The sequence below is a fragment of the Eisenbergiella tayi genome, from assembly GCF_001881565.1.
GTDB classification, from domain to species: Bacteria; Bacillota; Clostridia; order Lachnospirales; family Lachnospiraceae; genus Eisenbergiella; species Eisenbergiella tayi.
Genome location: NZ_MPDJ01000001.1, coordinates 804,930 through 825,452, shown reverse-complemented (window position 1 = coordinate 825,452; position 20,523 = coordinate 804,930). Strand labels below are relative to the sequence as shown.

The window sequence follows — 20,523 nt, the reverse complement described above, 5'->3', positions numbered from 1 at the left end:
GCAAAGTGAAAGTTTTAATAATTATTCCTGCTTTTAATGAAGAGGAGAATATTGAAAAGGTAGTAACAAATATTCAAAAAACGTTCCCAGAATATGACTATTTAATAGTTAATGATGGCTCAATGGATTTAACGGGAGAAATCTGCGAACAAAAAGGGTATTCATTATTAAATTTACCTATAAATCTGGGTATTGGCGGAGCAGTACAAGCTGGTTATCTTTATGCAAAGAAAAGTCATTATGATATAGCTATACAAATAGACGGGGATGGACAACACAATATTATATATGCAGAAGAGATGGTAAAGTTACTTTCTGATGGACAAGCAGATGTTGTAATTGGTTCCCGATTCCTGGAAAAGGAAGGCTTTCAGTCATCTGGTGCAAGGCGAATGGGGATAAAGGTGTTAAGCTTCTTGATCAAGGTTTGTACAGGAAGTAAAATTTATGATGTGACAAGTGGCTTCAGAGCGGTAAACAGGACTTATATTAATATATATTGTCAGGACTATTCAAATGATTATCCTGAGCCGGAAGCTATTGTTACTGCAGTTATGTATGGAGGTATTATAAAGGAGATTCCTGTTGTAATGAATGAACGGCAGGGCGGAGAAAGTTCAATTAAATTTTGGAATTCGATTTATTATATGATAAAAGTAACGCTTGCTATTATCATTCGAAGAATCAGTTATGGTATAAGGAGGAAAAGATGATACCTTCAACATTAAGAATTGTACTGATTATCGCCTTGCTTTTCTATTTTGTTATTCTTTTAATCTTTTTGAAAAATAAAACACTTGAGTTACGTTATACTTTGTTGTGGATGTTTGCTGGATTTATTTTAGCATTATTAGTTATTTGGCCGGATGTATTAAGGGGATTCGTAAAGGTGATAGGAATTCAGGATAATATGAACGGCCTTTTTATCATGTCGTTTGCTTTTGTAATAATGATTATGATGTCTTTAACTTCTATTGTATCCAGGCAGGCAAATAAAATCAAATTATTGGTACAGGAGCTGGCTATAATGGAAAAGCGCATACGTGAATTGGAATCCCGGCAGTTTTCTGACAACAAAGATGAATTTGTTGATATGGAGAAAAGGTTTGAGCGAAAATAAACTAAAAATATTATATATTGGTCATGAAAGAAAACTGGGAGGAGCTTCATTATGTCTGGTATCTATGGCAGAAGAAATGAAGATAAGAGGACATGAAGTAATTGTTATTTTGCCTTTTAGACATTGTCCTGTAGGTGATAAACTCAATAAATTGGGAATACCTGTTTTTGGTGTTTTTTTTGGGTGGTGGATGGCTCCGGGTTATTGGAATGTTGCGTATAGAGCCTTGTTTAGCATATTACATTTTATGCAGTTTATACCTGCTTATAGAATTTGCAGAATAATAAAAAAAAATAAAATTGATATTGTTCATAGCAACTCCAGTACTATTGATATTGGAAATATGGCCGCTAAAAAAAGTAAAATAGCGCATGTGTGGCATTTTCGTGAATTTGGAGATTTGGATTATGAATTGAAGTTTATAAAAGGGCGTAAAGAGAGTTTAAAGCAGGTTGCGGCAATTGATGGAAGAGTAGTATTTATTTCCAGATGTTTAAGAAAATATTATCCTGAGCTGACTGAAAATGTGGAAGTGATTTATGATGGTATTTCGTCCCAATATCTAAATTATTCATGTCCTTTCTACAAAGAATCTCGGAAAATTACTTTTTTAATTGCGGGTAATTTACAAAGAAATAAGGGACAGAAAATAGTATTAGAAGCAGTACATTTATTGAAAGAAAAAGGAATAGAAAATTTTTGTGTTTTAATAGCAGGCGCAGTAGCAAGTACAAGAGATTCTGTTGTGTATAATGAAGAACTTCGGCAGTATATTGCAAGCCATAAACTGGAGGAAGTTCAACTTCTGGGAAGAATAGATGATATGAATGCTCTTCGGAGGAAATGTGACGTGGAAATTGTAGCATCTGTAATGGAAGCATTTGGCAGAGTTACGATAGAGGCGATGCTAAGCGGACGTCCTGTGTTAGCATCGGATTCCGGGGCAAATCCTGAATTAATTCAGGATAAGGTAACTGGCTGGTTGTTTAAATCAGGTGATGCTGAAAGCTTGGCGGTTAAAATGGAGAATATAATTATGCATCCCCAATGGCTGGAAAATATGGGTAAGACAGCATATATGTGGGCGAAGGGAAATTATATGTCAGAGAAAAATACACAACAAATTGAAGAGTTGTATCAATTTTTGTTGAAGAAATAGGAAGAAGAATGAGATTAGCGGTTATATTAGTAAATTACAACGGATTAAGATTTAATGAAGAATGCATTAATTCAATTTTACGGAGTGACTGGTTGGGAGAAATAAATATATATTTAGTTGATAATCATTCTACAGATGCTTCAATGGAACAACTTAAAAGTAGTTTTAGTAACAGGAAGGAAGTAAACTTTATATATTTATCACAGAATATAGGCTTTGCAGCTGCTAATAATATTGGTATTAAAAAAAGTTTGACAGAAGATGCTGATTTTGTAATGATATTAAATAATGATACTGTTATAGAAAAGGATATGATAAAAATAATGGTTGAAACATCATTGGAATATCCAAATAGTATTATTGTTCCTAAGATATTATTCGAAGCAGATAAAGATATCTTGTGGTATGCAGGCGGCTTTTTTTCACGTTTGGTATGGAAGCCTAAAAGTCGTGGAGAAAGCGAAAAAGATCAAGGGCAATATGATGAAGACACAGATTGTGATTTTGCAAATGGATGTTGTATGCTTATGCCACGAAACATGTTCAGCAGACTGGGGTTTATGGATGAATCATTTTTTTTATATTATGAAGATACAGAATATAGTTTGAGAGCTAAAAAAGCGGGAATTAAAATCCGTTATTCGTCTATGGCCAAAATGTATCATAAAGTAAATGCATCTACAGGAGGCAACAGCAGTCCTGCTTGTGCGTATTATATCAGCCGTAATTGGATAATGTGTATGCGCAAAAGGATGCCGTTGCTTCGGTTTGTATTTTTCTTTTTATATTATATTATAAACAGAATGGGCTGCTTTGGAGTTTGGGCATTGCAAGGAAAATGGAAAATGATATATGCCGGTTGTTTGGGAATATGTGATTATATGAGACAGAAAAGTGGGAAGTGGAGTGGCGTTCAGTGAAGAAAAGTATTGTGAAGAATGGATATTATATTCATTCGGAAGGCAGAAGCAGTATTGGTGTTGCGAGGAAGATAGATTATCAGATAGAGTTATTATCCAGGCATTTCCATGTGCGCGAATTAGAAATAAAAGTTGCTAATAGAAAAATTGGAGAACGTATCATTGGTCTAATGCCACTGTACTCAATTCCAAGAAATTATGATGAAGTTCTGGAACAGATGCAGTCTCCGGATTTTGTTTATATAAGAAAAATACTTGCAGATAAACTGTATATTAATTTTTTACGAAGTCTAAAAAGAAAATACCCGGAGTGCAAAATAGTAGTGGAAATTTTTACTTATCCTTATGATAAGGATGAGTTCCTTAAATGGAATACATGGCCTTTTTATTTTAAAGACAGATTTTGGAGAATGCAATTAAAAGATGTAATAGATCGTTTTGTAACCTATTCGGATAATGATATAATCTTTAATGTACCTACTATAAAAACAATGAACGGCGTTGCTGTAGAAAATATTACAAAGGTTTGTAGAAAGAATAATAAAAAGACAGATGTTATTAATCTGATAGCAGTAGCGAACCTGCAACGTTCACATGGTTATGAAAGAATTATAAAAGGATTATATGAGTATTATAAGAAAGGCGGAACGCGGAAGCTTTTTTTTTATGTTGTAGGAGAAGGCAGTGAACTGAAAAAATTAAAACATTTAAGCAGTAAACTGAAGTTAGATAAGTATATAATTTTTTGTGGGCGTAAGGTAGGAGAGGATTTAGACATAATATATAATCAGGCTGATATTGCGCTGGCAGCATTTGGATTGTATAAAGTAGGTGTTCAAAGTATAAGTACGTTAAAAGTATCAGAATATTTAGCAAAAGGGATGCCTATTGTAACCGGCTGCAAAGAACGTGCATTAGAAAATTTTCAGTTTTCATTGGAATTACCTAATAATAATAATAAAGCGGATATTAATAAGATTGTTGAATTTTATGACTGGCTGTCCGAACTTCCACAGGGGATGGCCGGAATTACTGAAGAAATCAGGAACTATGCTTTACAAAAAGTAGATATGTGCCATGTTATGGAGCCAATTGAAGAGTATATTGGTTTTTGAAGAAGCGGGGCTGTATAAATAAAGTGGATTTGTTTAAAGGATGCATTTTACATGAAACAAGAAATGATTTTAATCACTAAAGATTATCCATATGGATTTGGCGGCGGCGACAGCATTTTTGTGCTACCTGAAATTGCCAGCCTGAGTGAACATTTCAGATTATCAGTGATATCAACGTCAAATTCTGATGAGATAGGGACCGGTTTAAACAAGAATGTTAATTATTTACATTATCATCAAAAATTAAGTATATTCAAAAAAATTGGATATTTTTTTCTTTTTTGGCTGGATATATGTGGATGGAAGGAATTCGCTGATATCATAAAGCAGAAAAAGGATATTGTTGGAAGAACCTGGAAAAGTATAGAGTTTTATGCATGTGCAGAAGAATTTTATAAATTTATAAATAATAATATTGATATAGCCCGGTTTGAAGGAATATTTTATACATTTTGGTGTGATGAATATACTTTGTCACTCATAAAGCATAAATATAAAAACCATAAATATAAAGTAGTTTCCAGGCTGCATGGAAGAGATTTGTATAATGAGCGATATGCATTTGGCAGGCAGCCTTTTAAAAACATTATAAATCAGAGGGTAAACCGACTTTTTTTTGCTGCAGAACTTCCACGAAATTACTATTTGACTGCCTATCCAAATTTGAATATAAATAGAACAAGAGTCAGCAGATTGGGAGTTCATAGAGCAGGACGACAGGAGCCAGGGACTGAGAGCGGTAAAAAGATAATTATCAGCTGCTCTAATATAATTTCTTTAAAGAGGGTAAATTTGATAATAGAAGGCCTTGCTGGAATAGATGATATTGATATATATTGGATTCATTTTGGAGATGGAGAGCAGGGGAATGAAATAAGAACTCTTGCAGAGAAAAAATTGAAAGGTAAATCAAATATAAAGTATAATTTCAGGGGAAAGGTAGATAATAGAGAAGTTCTTGAATTTTATGAAAGTAATAAAATTTCAGCGTTCATTACAACTTCTTCCACAGAAGGAGGGTGCCCGGTATCAATAATGGAAGCTATGTCTTATGGGATTCCTATTATAGGAACCAGGGTGGGAGACATACCATATATGATTGATAAGAACGGACTATTGCTTTCGGAAAATCCTTCGGTTTCTGATATATCAGAAGCTATTCGTGAAATAATGGATGCTGGTTCGGAAAAAGAAGAAAGCATGCGTCAGGCATCTTTTAAATTATGGGAAGAGAATTTTAATGTAGATAAGAATGTTCCCCGATTTATACAGGAGTTAGAGGGCTTATAAAATCAAGACATTCACCCTATTAAAAAAGTAAGGACCGTGTTATAATATTATAGGTTTATTAAAAAGAAAAAGGACGACGTCGATGAGTGGGAAAAAGCCGATAGAATTGGATTATTTATTTATTTATGAACATAAAGTCAGAGAACTTGAAAATATTTGCTTGATGAAATATGAATTGGATAGGCGGGGATATCGTACACATATTATTCATATTGAAGATGAGAAAGCAGCCAAGGCTGTAAAACCTATCTATCATGCAAAAGTTATAGTTATGATGGCATGTTATGGAAATGATACTATGGAATGGCATACTAAGAGGTATGTCAAATTTGAGAAAGCTATAGATTTACAGTGGGAAAATATTATTTATCCCATGGATGAAAAAAATTCAAACGCGTTTAAAAATTATTCCGGCATTGGAAAAGAAGTAGTAAGGGTTTCCTGGGGAGAAGCGAATAGACGCAGGATGCTTGATGTTGTTGGTATGGATCCTAAAAAAGTTAAGGTAATCGGACATGTGGGTATGGATTTCCTGCGGGATGAGCTTAGAGGCTATTATCTATCCAAGGAAGAACTTTTGCAGCAATATGATATTGACGTAAATAAAAAAATCTATTTATTCGCATCTCCCTTCTTCTCAGATACTTTAGATGAAAGTTATTTAAACAAAATGTGTACACGTTTTGGTGAGGGATGGAGACAGTATTATTTTGAATATATGCTTAAGTCAAAGGCGATTATTTTAGAATGGATTAGCAAAATCTGTGAGAGCAGAAAAGATATTGTGTTTATTTACAGACCCCATCCTGCTGAAATTAGCTATCAGGCAGAAAAGCTGGAAAAGAAGCTTGACAATTTTCGGGTTATTGGTGATAAATCAATTAAACAATGGATTGTTATCAGTGATAAAGTTTATACAGGCAATAGTTCTACATTTGTTGAAGCTTTTCTTGCCCGAAAAATGTGTTATATGATATTCCCGATAGAACCTTCTGAGGATTATGAGTTGGAGATGATTAATGGGGCTGATAAAATAAAGACTTTTGAGGCTTTTGAAAAAAGTATTTTTGAAGTGGGAGGGAAATTCCCGATTAAAGAGGAGTTGATCGATACTGTCTATTCGATAGATTGGGAAAAACCAAGTTATGTTAAGTTTGCCGATATGGCTGAAGAAGTTCTAAGTAATCCATATTATACATTAACAAAAGAAAGTCTTAATAATTACAGGGTAAAGCAGGGAGTAGGTACCCGTATTATTCATCAGGTTTCCAAGTTAGGTTGTTTATATAACATATATTTAAAACTGCTTAATAACGAAAAAATACAATGGAAGTTATTACAACCAATGCGAGACGCTCACAGAAAAATAGAAGATACAGCCAGGAACTTAGCTTTTGAGCAAACTAATGATATAGAAGTACAAAGTATAGTTAACAGAATTGCAGAGCAGTTGGATAATAAAGATTTATAATGGAGGATAACGTCATGAAAAAAACAATAACAGCAATTGTTCCGGTAAAAGGAAACAGTACCCGCCTTCCCAATAAGAATATTTTGCCCTTCGGGGAAACCAATCTTCTAATTCATAAATTAAGGCAGCTTAAGCAGGTAGAGGAAATAACAGATATTATTGTCTCATCTGACTCTGACATTATGCTTAAAATGGCAGAAGAGGAAGGTGTTACAGCAATGAAACGTCCTGAAAAATATGCAAATGAGTCTGTACCTTTCGGTATGTTTTTGGAGTTTATCTGTAAGGAAGTTCCCAACGAACATATCATGTGGGCATGTGCCACGTCACCGCTTGTCGAGCCGTATCTTTACAGAAAGGCGATAGCGACGTATTTTGAAAAGTTGAATGAAGGCTATGATTCCCTGATAACATGCTGCCCATTTCAGACATATTTGATGGATGATAATGGACCTGTAAATTTCAAAATGGGACTTGAACATAAAAACTCAGAACAATTACCAATGTTGTATCATTTTACAAATGGAATAAATCTTGCGCCTAAAGATAAAATAATCGAATGGCATTATAACTATGGCCCCAAAGCATATAAGTTGATTGTTAATAAGCGGGAAGCAGCGGATATTGATGATGTCTACGATTATGTATCTGCGAAGGCAATGTATCAGATGAATGAAGGCGAAGAAATATAGGAGATAACAAAATGTCCCAGATAAAATTATTGGATTGCACTTTGCGTGACGGCGGTTATATAAATGATTGGAATTTTGGATTTCAGACAATTCGAAGTCTTATCCGTAAATTGATTGAAGCACAGGTCGATTATGTGGAGGTTGGATTTTTGCGCAATTGTGAATATAATGCCGACAAGGCGGTATTCAACAATTGCAGTGAGATGATACCAATTTTACCGGATAAGCGCGGTAATACAAAATTTACGGCAATGGCTCTGCATAATAAATATGATGTGGAAAAATTGGAAGACTATGATGGAGATACGATTGATGCAGTCAGAGTGACATTTCATGATTATGATATCGATGAGGGACTGGCTTTTGTTAAGAGTGTAAAGGAAAAGGGATATCAGGTGTTTTGCAATCCGATAAATATAATGGGATATACGGATGCACAGCTTCTTCAGATTATTGATAAGGTAAATCAGATTAAGCCTTATGCATTTTCTATCGTAGATACATTTGGATCAATGATGAAAGAAGACTTATTGAGAATATATTCCCTGGTAGAACACAATTTAAACAAGGATATAATTATTGGGCTTCATCTGCATGAAAATCTTGCACAGTCATATGCACTGGCTCAGGAGTATATTGAATTACAGTCGGGTAATCGTAAAAGTGTAATTGACGCATCAATGTTTGGCATGGGAAGAGCTCCGGGTAATCTTTGCATGGAACTGATTATGGATTATATGAACAGGAAACAAGAAGGGCATTATAATGTAAATCCTGTATTGGATGGAATTGATGAACATATCGTACATTTTAAAGAAATAGAACCATGGGGCTATAATATTGCATATGCCCTCTCTGCAAAATATAATCTTCATAGAAATTATGCGGAATATTTGCTGGAAAAGGGACGTCTGAATGCAAAACAGATTAATCAGATTCTTTCTCAAATAGAAACGAATAAAAAGACGGTATATGATGAAACTTATATAGAAAAGATATATTTGGATTTCCAGAGCAATATTGTTGATGACTCAGATACAATAAATGTTTTAAAGAAAAAATTGGATAAAAAAAGGATAATTGTTTTAGCGCCTGGGTCAAGCCTGAGCAGTTATAAAGATGATATTCATAAATTTATCAATTCCGGGGAAAATGTTATTATTTCGGCTAATTTTATACCAATAAATTATAAAATTGATTTTGCTTTCTTTTCCAATGCAAGAAGGTATGATGCGTGGAAAGAACAGATTGATGAAAAGAAGTGTATCATTTCGTCTAATTTGTTGGAAGAAGGAAGAAAAGCAGAATTTATAGTTAATTATTCTGATTTAAGTATTGATGATAACGGACGATGTGATAATTGTACTATTATGTTGATAAAGCTTTTGCGTAAATGTGGAATACAGGATATTTATATTGCAGGATTTGATGGCTATGATGAGGCCGGGAATAACTATATAGATACCTATATGGTCAGCATCCACACAAAAGGTAAAGAAGAAAATGTAAGAATCAAGAAATATGTGGACGATCTAAAAGATAGTATGATGAATCTTATCTTTCTTACTCCTTCAAAGTATGAGTAGGAAAAGGAAGGGGATAGATGGATTATAATAAAATTAATTTTCTTATAATAGATGTTGACGGTACTATGACGGATGCGGGAATCTATTATGATGAACATGGTAATGAGTATAAAAAGTTTTGTACTAAGGATGCTGCCGGTTTTTTTGCCGCCAGGGAAGCTAATATGAAAATAATGGTGCTGACCGGCAGACAGTGCGAAGCTGTATCCAGACGAATGACAGAATTAAAAGTTGATTATATAGTACAAAATATAAAAGATAAAGAAGTATATTTAAAGAATTTTATTGAAAAAGAAAAGCTAAGGCAAGATGAAATAGGATATTTGGGAGATGATTTGAACGACCTTTCCGGTATGCGTTTCGCAGGGTTTGTAGGCTGTCCGGCAGATGCCTGTGAAGAAGTAAAAAGTGTGGCGGATTATGTATCCACTGTAAAAGGCGGATATGGAGCGGTCCGAGATATTATCTCCCATATTTTAAGAATCAGGGGACAGTGGAACGATATAATTGCAAAAATATATGGCGCCGGAATATAAGTAATGCACCGGTTAATTCAGAAGGATATACTTATGAAACCCAGAATGAATGTTTATATTACAACATCTAAAAAAAATTTAAAATATGCGTATGTGGCAATTAAATCTTTATTTGAAAAAAATACGGATTCAGAGGTATATCTTTATATTGTTTCTGAGGATCTGGAAGAAAACGATGTAATAAATGAAAGAAACCTTGCGGGAGAGTTGGGACATCGGATTATAATATTACACTTTGATGAAAAGGTGGCGGAAAAACAGATTATATTGGGAGACAAGAATCACTGGCCTCTTGCCACACTGGCATGCTACTGGTTGTTTCACGATCTTCTTCCCAATGATGTAGAACGTATAATAATGCTTGAATCTGATGTGTTGGTAATGGGATCATTACGGGAAATGTATGATGCAGATATGCATGGATGTTATGCGGCATGCCCCGGACCGGAACATAAACCGGTGAGACATCGTGAGCTTATGAAAAAATATGGCGGTGATACTCTTACCTTTGTCGGTTCTGTATATGATGTTGAGAAAATAAGAAATGATTTTACACTGCAGGATATACTGAAAGTAAATGCAGAAGCAAATAAAAAATTTGGCTTTTCTCAGCAGGAATTAACATTTGGCTTACTCTTTGCAGGAAAAATCAAGTACTTTCCCGGAAAAGAATCCTGTATAGAGGAAAATAGCCAGGCGATTAAGGAGTGGGGATATGACTATATTGTGCAGTGTGAAAAGCAGTGTAAGTTATTGCATTTTTCCTCCCGCTCAGATCATGGCAAACCTTGGAATCCGGTAAGTATTATGCCTGGGTATTATTTTTGGTGGCAGGAGGCTAAGGACAGTCCTTATTATAAGCAGTACTTTGAGGAACAGTGGATATTATATGATAGGGTAGTTTTGGAAAAAAAGCAAATTGAAAAAAATATTAGCTATAGAAATATTTTGCTAATTACTATAGTTATAGGAGTTTTACTTATGTGTGCAAGTGTAATCTTATTTAAATTACCTATTTATTCTATACTAATAGTTTATAGTGCTTTGATTTTGGCATTTTGCATTACGATTCTATTAAGACAAGTTAGTATATTGTGGAGTAGAAAAAAGGGGCATAGGTAATGAAAATATTGTTTGCTGTTCATTCATATTATCCTGAAAAAGATGGAGTAACAATTGTTACCAGATATTTGTCTGAAGGATTAGCGAATAGAGGACATTATATAGCAGTAGTCACTGAAGACAAGGGAAAATATAAAGCATTTGATACGTTCAAAGGTGTAGAAATACATCGGCTTGACATTAGAAAGCAAGGCATGAAATATAATGGAGATAGAAAAGGATATTTTGAATTTATTGATAGCTTTAAACCTGATATATTAGTGATTGTGTGTACTCAAACGTGGGCCTTTGATTGGGTGAAAAAAGTAATAACAAAATTCAAATGTAAGAAAGTTCTTTTTTCACATGGCTATAGTGGCTTGAAATATAGTGGAGTATTGGATAAGTATCCTGTTTGGAAAGATATTAGATATTGGCAAATAACATCTTTGAAAAATCATTTTTATTGGAAGTGGTATTACTTAAGTGCTCAAAAATTTATGAAAAAAATAGATTCTATTATTTATATATCGAATAAGGGAAGTGATTATAAATATGGTATTAAATATAACTTGACGAATTATAGGATTTTAGAAAATGCTGTAGAGGATCAGTGTTTTAAAGAAAAGATGAGAAGCAAAAACATAAAAAAAACTGTTTTTTTAAATGTGGCAAATTATAATCAAAATAAGAATCAACTAAGAATATTAAAAGCTTTTTATATGACATCGTTAAATAATGCTAAATTGATATTTTGCGGCAGTAGCCCTAATCAATATATGGAAAAACTCATACAAGAAAAAAAGAAGTTAGATTCGATGGGATTTCGTGATGTGGATATTTTATATGGATTGTCGCGAAATGAAGTATATCAGCTTTATGATAATAGTGATATATTTGTTTTAGGTAGTGATTGGGAATCCTTTTCTTTAGTATTGTGTGAAGCTGGTGCTAAAGGACTTGCAGCAATATCTACCGATGTGGGGTGTGCCAGAAACTTGGATGGCTGTCTTGTTGTTAAAGATGAGATAGAAATGGCGGAAGCTATGAAACGTCTTTGTGTTGATAAAGATTTATGTATAGAGAATGGGAAAAAGATGAAAAGATTTGTAATGGAGCATTTTCGAACTGAGGATAAAGTATTACAACTTGAAAAGATATTTGAGGAAATATAAAAAATGTAAAAGTGTACTTTTTTGGGATGGAAAATATGGCTGAAAATAGTATTAAATTAACGAAGTTAAATAGTGAAATTATTAGTCTTTTACGGGTGGCTGCTTGCATAGGGGTTTTTTGTGTTCATTTTGGTATCGCTGTTGGTTTAGAAGGTAGTATTAGGGTTATAACTGATTTTGGAGCAAGAGGAGTACAACTATTTTTTATAATTAGCGGTTTTTTGGCATTTAACAGTGTTGTTAAGTCAGGCCTGAATGGAGCGATAGAATATTATTTTAAACGAGCAATTAGAATTTTGCCCTTATATTATTTGATGATTTTTTACTATTTTGTTGTGCATGTATTTTATTCAAAGGATATGCAGCCTGATAAGTTTGGATTTGGATGGTTGAGATATTGGGGATTAGCAAATTGTTGGGCACCAAGAGGAGAGGGGTTATGGTATAATTTGGGTGCAACATGGTCAGTTTTTGTCTTTGTCAGTTTTTACGTAATAGTACCGATTGCGAAAAGATACATAAGAAATTTTCGAGCAGCAGTATTGTTAGAGATTGGCTTTTTTTTCTTTTCATACATTTGGGCAAATTTTAATTTTGATTTTTTAGAATGTGTTAACTATTTTCCATACTTCGGCTTAGGTATAATTATATGGTTTGCATTATGGGAAAATAAAGAATTGTTTTTGTCTATATTTCTGAATTTAGGTATTTTATTTAATCTAGTTCAAAGCGGTAATATGGCAATTACATATTCAATGATATTTTCTCTGCTATTCTTAAATGGTTTATTATTAAATAAGAAATGTAGTTATGAAAATAAAGTACTCAATTTTTTAGATAAGTATTCATATACTATTTATCTGGTTCATCCTTTAATATTGGGTTTAGCTGCATACTTAAAAAACACTTCTATTTTTAATGATATTTTAATTATTATAATATCATTTATTGTGACATTATTACTATCAATTGTTGTATATAATTTTGTAGAATATCCTATTCAAAAGTTTTTAAAAAAGAAACTTATTAACCATATTAAGGAGTACAATTAAGGTAAATTTAATGGCGGCTAAAAAGGAAATTATTAAAGTAATTCATTGTGCAATTACGAAATTTAAATACTTTATAAAAAATGAATTGATTTTTTGGTTAATGAGGCCAATAAAAAAATATTACATTATTCGTAGACCAGAACCAGGAGCGGGTTTTTTTTCAAATTATTTTTGGGTTTTGGGACATATTGTGTTTGCGCGTAAAATAGGCTATGTACCTATTGTGGATATGCAAAATTATAAAACTTTGTATAGTGAAGATGTGCCTGTTTTAGGAGAAAGAAATGCCTGGAATTATTATTTTGAGGATGTTGATTCCATATGTTTAGGTGAAGCATTAAATAGTAAAAAGTATATTTACTCGAAAGAGAAGTATTTAGCTAAGTATTGTGAAAAATATGCATCTATACCTTATAGATATCCAACGGAAGAGATGATAAATTATTATGCACCTATAATAGCCAAATATATGAGAATCAAACCAGATATAGTAAGAAAGTTTCAGGAAGATTGGAGACAAAAAATTATAGAGGGACAAGATATTTTAGGAGTCCATATCAGGGGAACTGATATGAAAAATAATTTAGGTCATCCTATGCCTGCTACAGCTGCTCGGTATATAGAAATAACAAAAAATATTTTAAGTGAAAACTCCCAAATAACTATGATTTTTTTGGCGTCGGACGAAATCGAAGTCATAAAGAGTTATATGAAATGGTTGGAAGGTACACATTATAAGTTAATTGTAAATGATGCATTTCGAGCTGATAAATCTTCAGAAAAAAAGCTTGTTGGTATTCATGAAATGAATATAGTAAATGAAAGATCTTATCATAAGTATAATTTAGGGTTAGAAGTATTAAATGATGCATGGTGTTTAGCAAAATGTGATTATTTATTATGTGGGCACTCCAATATAACTAATATTGCTATATTATGGAATAATAAAAAATATAAAAAAATAATTTGTCTTTAATTAGAAGTGAGGGAAAATGGAAAATAGGTTATATACAGTATTATCCTGCCTTTGGAGAAATACTGTATTGAAATATTATCGTGGTTATCTTAAAAACAAAGAATTGAAATATTGGGAAGAGCGGATCAAACATTTTGGATGGAAGAATAGAAATAAAACATTTTACGTTATTAGAAGAAGGGATGCTTACTGTGGGATTTTTTCTATTTATATGACAACGCTTGCTCGCATTGATGAAGCTTTAAAAAATGGTTTTATTCCTGTCGTTGATATGCAAAACAGTTTTAATATTTATTTAAATAAAAAAAAGATTGGGAAGGAAAATGCATGGGAATACTATTTTGAGCAGCCAATGGGGTATACACTTTCAGATATCAATAAAAGTAAAAATGTTATAATAGGATCTGGCGCAGTACCGCAAATGTTTCCATATTTAGATGTTTCATTTCTATTAGGAAAGACTGGTGACTTTGAATACTGGAAGGCGCTTGCAAAAAAGTATCTTCGGATTAATGATAAGGTAAAAGAATATGCTGAGAAAGAACGAAACAGACTTTTTTCGAAAGATGAAAAAATATTAGGTGTTAAGTGCAGGGGAACAGACTATATAAAAGAATGTCCCAAAAATCATCCGATTCAGCCGGGTATTTTAGAAATCATAAATGAATCAGAAAGAATTTTTAAAGAATATAATTGCAACAAGATTTTTCTTGTAACAGAAGACAGGGAGTACTATGAGGCTTTTCAAAAAAAGTTTGGAGAAGTATTGGTGATATATGAAGATGATTTTGTAGACTATAAAGAAGGTTCAGTTGGTAAGGCGTTATATGAACAGAGTAAAAATATGTATGAAGAAGGATTGAAATACTTGACAACAACGCTTTTGCTGAGTGGCTGTAATTGTTTATGCGCAGGCTGTGTCTCAGCAACAGTAGGAGCATTACTAATGACTGAGGGATATGAATATTTGTATCTATTTGATTTAGGCATATATTAATATGGGAGTGAATTATAATGGGAATTCAAAGTTGTATGGATAATAGTAAAAGTAATGTTAAATTGTCAATATGTCTTCTTACATTTAATCATGAAAAACATATATGAGAATGTATGGACAGTTTTTTTGAACAAGAGGTTGACTTTGATATGGAAATTTTAGTCGGAGTTGATTGTTCTACAGATAAAACCGTAGAAATTTTAGGAAGTGAATACGGATGAAGTATTGACTTGTTTAAAAGAGAAAGCAATGTGGGATTGTGTGCTGATATGTACGATCTTTTTATGAAAGCGAGGGGAAAGTATTTTTTCGTTTTTCAGGAGATGATGTATGGAAAAGGAAAGTGAATTTTTGAACAAATTAATGATTTTTTTTATGTATCGGGGAGAAAACTACATTATAAAAACCAAATTTATATATAGGGGAATTTATGGTGACTATACAATTTTGGATTACCTTTTTGGACAGGAAGCATCTTATATTTATAGAACTATGAGAAATATTTTTTATTTGGATGAAATAAATAATGAGTTTTTAAAGATGGGATTATGTAATAATTAAGAAATAAAAATGTAGTTCTATACATTGGATAAAGGGAAAAAAATATATTTAGAGATATTATGTCAACATACCGTTATGTTGAATACAAGGAAGAGAATAATAATTATTATACTTATAAAATTAAAGATAAAGTTCATGATTATTAAATATACTTTAGGCTTGTAAATAAATTATATAGTAAAAAATATAATTTAAAGCTTTGTTTTCTTAAATTAGTGAATAATTATTGCCTTTATATGAGCGAGGATTTTAAAAGCATATTTTTTTGTATTCACTTTCATTCAAATGTGTTATTGATTTATAGAATTACTAATAAATTTTTATAATAATTTTATCTGTATTTCTCTTAAATAGATAATTTTTTTGCGTTAATATAACTGATTATAATATTACTATTAGTAATGAGTAGTAATTTTGATTAACAAAGGAGAGATTGTAAATTTATGAAGCAATGTGGGAAAGAACCAATTATACTCAGTGTTTGTATTGTTACTTATAATCATGAGAAATATATAAAACAATGTATTGATAGTATTTTGCAGCAAAAAGTTGAATTTTCAATAGAAATTCTTATTGGTAATGATTGTTCAACTGACAAGACTGCATGTATCTTAGGGGAAGAGTATGGTAGTAAAGTAGTGCTGATAAATAGAGAAAAAAATATAGGATTATGCGCAAATATGTATGATTTATTTTTGAGAGCAAAAGGAAAGTATGTGTATCTTTTTTCCGGTGATGATTTTTTGCATATTAATTATGTTTTTAGTAAACAAGTTGAATTTCTTGAAAAAAATCCAGAATATTTTAGCGTATCTGCTAGAAATCTGATATATAAACAGAAAACAGATTCGTACCAAGATATTATGGGGCCGGTTGGTGAATATTCTATATATAATTATTTATTAGACGGAGGAGTTCCATCTGTTGTAGGGACTATGAGAAACGTATTTGCCCAGGATAAGGAGTTTAATGGATTTCTCAAAAGAGGAGCAAGAAACAATGAGGAAATGAAGTTATGGCTTTATACATTGGACAAAGGGAAAAAATATATCATTGATGAACCTATGAGTGTTTATAGATCGGTAACAGAGTATGAAGATAATTATAACTCCACACATACAATTGTGGATAAGGTACACGATTATGCCATGGATTATCGCATTGTAAATAGAATATATGGAAATAAATATAATGTTAAACCGTATTATTTGCGATTGCTTAATTGGTATTGTGTTCATATGAGTTATAATATAAAAGATATGGTTGTTTTTTTTAAAAGTTTATCTCTTGAAGATACAATAGCTTTAGTGATGTATAAAATGTATTTGAAAACACATGGATATAAAAATCCATTAAAATGGACAAAAGAGGATTATTTGATAAAAAACAATAAGAACTGGAAAGCGAATCTTTAGGAAGGAAAGTTTAATAAATATGAATGTACCGTTTGTTTCTTTTAAACCATTGGAAGACGAAATACATAGTGAAATAGTTTCAGCTTTTGAAAAAGTTTTACAATGTAGTAGGTATATTGATGGTAATGAGTGTAAAGAATTTGAAAGAGAATTTGCTGCTTATTGCGGAGTAAATTATTGTGTAGGATGCGGTAACGGTTTAGACGCATTATTTATCATATTGAAAGCATATGGCATAGGTCTAGGAGATGAAGTGATTATTCCTTCTAATACTTTCATAGCTACTGCTTTGGCGGTAAGCAGAACGGGTGCAAAACCAATTCTGGTAGAACCTGCTTTGTCTACATACAATATTAATGGAGATTTAATTGAAGAGAAAATTACAAATAAGACAAAAGCGATTATCGCTGTACATCTATATGGTCATCCGGCAGATATGGATAAAATAACTTCAATAGCTCAGAAATATCAAATTAAAGTTATAGAGGATGCGGCTCAGGCGCATGGAGCTTATTATAAAGATAAAAAAGTAGGAAGTTTAGGAGATGCTGCAGCTTTTAGCTTTTATCCAGGAAAAAATTTGGGAGCTTTAGGAGATGCAGGATGTGTTACTACAAATGATTATAAACTGGCGGAAAAGGTCAGGGCACTTACAAATTATGGAAGTGATTATAAATATCATCATATTTACCAAGGCTATAATTCACGGTTAGATGAAGTACAAGCAGCTTTTTTGAGGGTAAAACTACCTTTATTGGATAAGATAAATATTGAAAGGCAAATTATAGCAGAGAAGTATTTAAGTAAAATTAGTAACAGTCTAATTATTCTTCCAACTATGTTGGCCTATACAAGACCGGTTTGGCATATATTTGCGATAAGAACAGGTTATAGAGATGCTCTTGTTAAATATTTACATCAGAAAGGAATACAGACGAATATACATTATCCCATTGCAATGCATAATCAGCTTGCTTATGATGAGTGGAAAATTAACGAAGGGGAACTCCCGGTTTGTGAAGAGATAAGCGCGACAGAACTAAGCATTCCAATGTATTATGGTATGAAGGATGCGGCAGATTATATTATTGATGCTATTAATGATTTTTCGGTTTAAAAATATAATTATAAGAGTGAATGGAGAGAGCTATGGAAATACAAATAATAAATTTTCAGAGCCATGGCGATGAAAGAGGTGAGTTAATTGCTTTGGAAGAAAATAAAAATATACCGTTTGAAGTTAAAAGGGTATATTTTATGTATAATACTAAGAAAGAAGTCCATCGAGGTTTTCATGCACATAAAAAATTACAGCAAGTTTTGTTCTGTCCATGTGGCTCATGTACAATTAAATTAGATTCTGGTAAAGAAACAGTTACGGTTCGTTTGAGTAATCCTACAGAAGGCCTGGTAGTGGAAGCTAATACCTGGAGAGAAATGTATGATTTTACACCTGAAGCTGTATTGATGGTACTTGCTTCAGATTATTACGATGAAAATGATTACATAAGAGACTATGATGAATTTTTGCAATATGTGGAAGCATGTGAAAGGAAAAAAGAATGAAAGAATTGGAAAAGGTCAGAGATGCTATAAATAAATTAAATTTCATTCTTACAAAAGAACAAAAAAAGTATACAATAATAATTTTTTTCATGTCTTTAATCGCCGCATTGTTGGAGATGTTAGGCCTATCGATTCTAATGCCTTTAATGCAGGCTTTTTTGGATGCAGATGAATTATATAACCAACCATATATTAAACCATTTGCAGATTTATTGAACTTAAAGTCGTCAGATCATATAGTTGTTTTTGTATGTATTGGAATTATGGGGATATATATTTTTAAAAATATATATAACGCTTTCTATATATGGGTGTCAAATAAATATTCCACCAAAATAATGAGGGAACTATCCGTTAGGATTCTGACTACTTATTTGCAGCAGGGATATATTTTTTTCGTAAATAATAATAGTGCCAGATTATTAAGAGGATTAGGTTCAGATGTCTCTAGCGTTTATAATATTGTAAAGGAAATGTTTAATCTTATATCTAAAGCGCTTACAATTATTTGTATTATAATTTTTATAATAGTCCAAGCACCGGCAATGGCTGTTTTCCTATTATTGTTAGTAGTGTTTTGCTTTATACTTACACAGGTCATTTTCAGAAAACCCATGCAAAAATATGGAAGGGAAGCAAGAGAATATAATTATAGATGCAATCAAGCATCATTAGAGGCTATACAAGGAAACAAAGAGGTATTAGTAACAAATCGGCAAAAGTATTTTATTGATAAATATAGAAAGTATATGGAGGGGGCTAATAGGGCAAGCATACGAATGGCAGTTGGAGCTGCAAGCCCATCTTATTTAATCGAAGGTGTGTGTGTATCCGGATTAATGTTAGCAGTTGCATTTCAGATTACTCATTCGGACAATGCTTATACTTTAATCAGCCAGATGGCGGTTATTGCGGTTGCTGCATTCCGCATTTTACCATCTTTGGGAGGGATATTGAGTTCGATAAATGGTTTGGTTTATCATGCTCCTGCTTTAAGTGCTGCTTATGATACATTGTCAATGGTCAAGGAACTTGAAAAAGGTAAGGCAGAAGATAATGTAATAGCAGGACAAGGTAATAGGGTATCATTTCAGAAAGAGTTAACTATTTCAAAATTATTGTTTTCATATCCCGGTTCGGAAGAAAAGATAATAGATAATTTAGATATGAAAATAAGAAAAGGTACCTCTGTTGCTTTTATAGGTATGTCAGGTGCAGGAAAAACGACTTTATCAGATTTAGTACTAGGTTTGTTAAAGCCTCAAAAAGGTGAAATATTGATGGATGGAGTTAATATTGATAAATTGGGAGGAAATTGGAACAAAGTTATAGGATATGTGCCTCAATCTATTTATTTAACTGATTCTACTATACGTAAAAATATTGCATTTGGAATTGATGATGATAAAATCAATGATGAACAAGTATGGAAAGTATTAGAAATGGCACAACTAAAGGAATTTGTTTTAAAACAGCCCAAGGGATTAGATACTTTAGTAGGAGAATGGGGGGTGAAATTTTCCGGAGGGCAAAGGCAGCGAGTGGCTATTGCACGAGCCTTATACGGCAACCCGGATATTTTAGTTCTGGATGAAGCAACAGCAGCCTTAGATTCTGAAACGGAAACAGCAGTAATGGAAGCCATTGAAATGCTGCAAGGGTATAAGACTTTGATTATTGTGGCACATAGATTGACAACGATAAAGAATTGTGATGTGATATATGAAATTAAGGAGGGAAAAGCTGTACCGAGAGAAAAAAAGGAAATATTTCCAGATTGATAGTGGGGAG

The 20,523-nt window shown here is 32.5% G+C and carries 20 protein-coding genes; all 20 read left to right on the top strand.

Annotated elements, in window-relative coordinates; genetic code table 11:
• The first annotated feature begins 5 nt into the window (after nucleotides 1-5).
• Nucleotides 6-713: a glycosyltransferase family 2 protein gene (locus tag BLA28_RS03375; RefSeq protein ID WP_025486065.1), complete on the top strand. Its 708-nt coding sequence runs from the start codon at nucleotides 6-8 to the stop codon at nucleotides 711-713.
• Nucleotides 710-1,120, top strand: coding sequence for a DUF2304 domain-containing protein (locus tag BLA28_RS03370; RefSeq protein WP_009251306.1), 411 nt, complete (start codon nucleotides 710-712; stop codon nucleotides 1,118-1,120). The genes BLA28_RS03375 and BLA28_RS03370 overlap by 4 nt, the downstream gene beginning before the upstream one ends.
• A complete protein-coding gene (locus BLA28_RS03365; protein ID WP_169897199.1) occupies nucleotides 1,107-2,279 on the top strand; it encodes a glycosyltransferase family 4 protein in 1,173 nt (390 codons plus the stop codon). The genes BLA28_RS03370 and BLA28_RS03365 overlap by 14 nt, the downstream gene beginning before the upstream one ends.
• A gap of 8 nt (nucleotides 2,280-2,287) precedes the next feature.
• Nucleotides 2,288-3,199 (top strand): glycosyltransferase family 2 protein, encoded by a 912-nt coding sequence (locus tag BLA28_RS03360; RefSeq protein WP_009251304.1) that lies wholly within the window; start codon nucleotides 2,288-2,290, stop codon nucleotides 3,197-3,199.
• Nucleotides 3,196-4,314, top strand: a complete 1,119-nt coding sequence (locus tag BLA28_RS03355; RefSeq protein ID WP_069156014.1) for a glycosyltransferase — start codon at nucleotides 3,196-3,198, stop codon at nucleotides 4,312-4,314. The genes BLA28_RS03360 and BLA28_RS03355 overlap by 4 nt, the downstream gene beginning before the upstream one ends.
• 51 nt (nucleotides 4,315-4,365) lie before the next feature.
• Complete coding sequence (locus BLA28_RS03350) at nucleotides 4,366-5,604, top strand: glycosyltransferase (protein WP_069156013.1); 1,239 nt, start codon at nucleotides 4,366-4,368, stop codon at nucleotides 5,602-5,604.
• A gap of 82 nt (nucleotides 5,605-5,686) precedes the next feature.
• On the top strand, nucleotides 5,687-7,075 hold the full coding sequence (locus BLA28_RS03345; RefSeq protein ID WP_069156012.1) for a surface carbohydrate biosynthesis protein: 1,389 nt from the start codon (nucleotides 5,687-5,689) through the stop codon (nucleotides 7,073-7,075).
• A gap of 14 nt (nucleotides 7,076-7,089) precedes the next feature.
• Complete coding sequence (locus BLA28_RS03340; RefSeq protein ID WP_069156011.1) at nucleotides 7,090-7,767, top strand: acylneuraminate cytidylyltransferase family protein; 678 nt, start codon at nucleotides 7,090-7,092, stop codon at nucleotides 7,765-7,767.
• An 11-nt stretch (nucleotides 7,768-7,778) separates the two neighbouring features.
• Nucleotides 7,779-9,353 carry an aldolase catalytic domain-containing protein gene (locus BLA28_RS03335; protein ID WP_069156010.1) on the top strand — a complete coding sequence of 525 codons (1,575 nt, stop codon included), beginning with the start codon at nucleotides 7,779-7,781 and terminating at the stop codon, nucleotides 9,351-9,353.
• A gap of 17 nt (nucleotides 9,354-9,370) precedes the next feature.
• Nucleotides 9,371-9,889 (top strand): KdsC family phosphatase, encoded by a 519-nt coding sequence (locus BLA28_RS03330; RefSeq protein ID WP_069156009.1) that lies wholly within the window; start codon nucleotides 9,371-9,373, stop codon nucleotides 9,887-9,889.
• A 33-nt stretch (nucleotides 9,890-9,922) separates the two neighbouring features.
• Nucleotides 9,923-11,011: a glycosyltransferase family 8 protein gene (locus BLA28_RS03325; RefSeq protein WP_069156008.1), complete on the top strand. Its 1,089-nt coding sequence runs from the start codon at nucleotides 9,923-9,925 to the stop codon at nucleotides 11,009-11,011.
• Nucleotides 11,011-12,165, top strand: coding sequence for a glycosyltransferase family 4 protein (locus BLA28_RS03320; protein WP_069156007.1), 1,155 nt, complete (start codon nucleotides 11,011-11,013; stop codon nucleotides 12,163-12,165). The genes BLA28_RS03325 and BLA28_RS03320 overlap by 1 nt, the downstream gene beginning before the upstream one ends.
• 35 nt (nucleotides 12,166-12,200) lie before the next feature.
• Nucleotides 12,201-13,217, top strand: coding sequence for an acyltransferase family protein (locus BLA28_RS03315; protein WP_169897198.1), 1,017 nt, complete (start codon nucleotides 12,201-12,203; stop codon nucleotides 13,215-13,217).
• Nucleotides 13,218-13,227: 10 nt separating this feature from the next.
• Nucleotides 13,228-14,193 (top strand): O-fucosyltransferase family protein, encoded by a 966-nt coding sequence (locus BLA28_RS03310; protein WP_069156005.1) that lies wholly within the window; start codon nucleotides 13,228-13,230, stop codon nucleotides 14,191-14,193.
• Between the two features lie 16 nt (nucleotides 14,194-14,209).
• The gene (locus BLA28_RS03305) at nucleotides 14,210-15,190 is read left to right on the top strand and encodes a hypothetical protein (protein WP_069156004.1); all 981 of its coding nucleotides are present in this window, start codon (nucleotides 14,210-14,212) and stop codon (nucleotides 15,188-15,190) included.
• A gap of 330 nt (nucleotides 15,191-15,520) precedes the next feature.
• Nucleotides 15,521-15,751 (top strand): hypothetical protein, encoded by a 231-nt coding sequence (locus tag BLA28_RS03300; protein ID WP_069156003.1) that lies wholly within the window; start codon nucleotides 15,521-15,523, stop codon nucleotides 15,749-15,751.
• A gap of 443 nt (nucleotides 15,752-16,194) precedes the next feature.
• Entirely contained in the window at nucleotides 16,195-17,166 is a 972-nt protein-coding gene (locus BLA28_RS03295; RefSeq protein WP_069156002.1) for a glycosyltransferase family 2 protein, read from the top strand.
• Between the two features lie 19 nt (nucleotides 17,167-17,185).
• Complete coding sequence (locus tag BLA28_RS03290) at nucleotides 17,186-18,283, top strand: DegT/DnrJ/EryC1/StrS family aminotransferase (protein ID WP_069156001.1); 1,098 nt, start codon at nucleotides 17,186-17,188, stop codon at nucleotides 18,281-18,283.
• Nucleotides 18,284-18,315: 32 nt separating this feature from the next.
• Nucleotides 18,316-18,732, top strand: a complete 417-nt coding sequence (locus BLA28_RS03285) for a sugar 3,4-ketoisomerase (RefSeq protein WP_069156000.1) — start codon at nucleotides 18,316-18,318, stop codon at nucleotides 18,730-18,732.
• Nucleotides 18,729-20,513: an ABC transporter ATP-binding protein gene (locus BLA28_RS03280; protein WP_069155999.1), complete on the top strand. Its 1,785-nt coding sequence runs from the start codon at nucleotides 18,729-18,731 to the stop codon at nucleotides 20,511-20,513. The genes BLA28_RS03285 and BLA28_RS03280 overlap by 4 nt, the downstream gene beginning before the upstream one ends.
• The last annotated feature ends 10 nt before the right edge of the window (nucleotides 20,514-20,523 follow it).

Coding starts and splice junctions, on each gene's coding strand:
- BLA28_RS03335 (WP_069156010.1), top strand. CDS start 7,779: ATGTCCCAGATAAAATTATTGGATTGCACTTTGCGTGACGGCGGTTAT.
- BLA28_RS03360 (WP_009251304.1), top strand. CDS start 2,288: ATGAGATTAGCGGTTATATTAGTAAATTACAACGGATTAAGATTTAAT.
- BLA28_RS03295 (WP_069156002.1), top strand. CDS start 16,195: ATGAAGCAATGTGGGAAAGAACCAATTATACTCAGTGTTTGTATTGTT.
- BLA28_RS03290 (WP_069156001.1), top strand. CDS start 17,186: ATGAATGTACCGTTTGTTTCTTTTAAACCATTGGAAGACGAAATACAT.
- BLA28_RS03305 (WP_069156004.1), top strand. CDS start 14,210: ATGGAAAATAGGTTATATACAGTATTATCCTGCCTTTGGAGAAATACT.
- BLA28_RS03315 (WP_169897198.1), top strand. CDS start 12,201: ATGGCTGAAAATAGTATTAAATTAACGAAGTTAAATAGTGAAATTATT.
- BLA28_RS03345 (WP_069156012.1), top strand. CDS start 5,687: ATGAGTGGGAAAAAGCCGATAGAATTGGATTATTTATTTATTTATGAA.
- BLA28_RS03280 (WP_069155999.1), top strand. CDS start 18,729: ATGAAAGAATTGGAAAAGGTCAGAGATGCTATAAATAAATTAAATTTC.
- BLA28_RS03330 (WP_069156009.1), top strand. CDS start 9,371: ATGGATTATAATAAAATTAATTTTCTTATAATAGATGTTGACGGTACT.
- BLA28_RS03340 (WP_069156011.1), top strand. CDS start 7,090: ATGAAAAAAACAATAACAGCAATTGTTCCGGTAAAAGGAAACAGTACC.
- BLA28_RS03325 (WP_069156008.1), top strand. CDS start 9,923: ATGAAACCCAGAATGAATGTTTATATTACAACATCTAAAAAAAATTTA.
- BLA28_RS03310 (WP_069156005.1), top strand. CDS start 13,228: ATGGCGGCTAAAAAGGAAATTATTAAAGTAATTCATTGTGCAATTACG.
- BLA28_RS03300 (WP_069156003.1), top strand. CDS start 15,521: ATGGAAAAGGAAAGTGAATTTTTGAACAAATTAATGATTTTTTTTATG.
- BLA28_RS03350 (WP_069156013.1), top strand. CDS start 4,366: ATGAAACAAGAAATGATTTTAATCACTAAAGATTATCCATATGGATTT.
- BLA28_RS03370 (WP_009251306.1), top strand. CDS start 710: ATGATACCTTCAACATTAAGAATTGTACTGATTATCGCCTTGCTTTTC.
- BLA28_RS03320 (WP_069156007.1), top strand. CDS start 11,011: ATGAAAATATTGTTTGCTGTTCATTCATATTATCCTGAAAAAGATGGA.
- BLA28_RS03285 (WP_069156000.1), top strand. CDS start 18,316: ATGGAAATACAAATAATAAATTTTCAGAGCCATGGCGATGAAAGAGGT.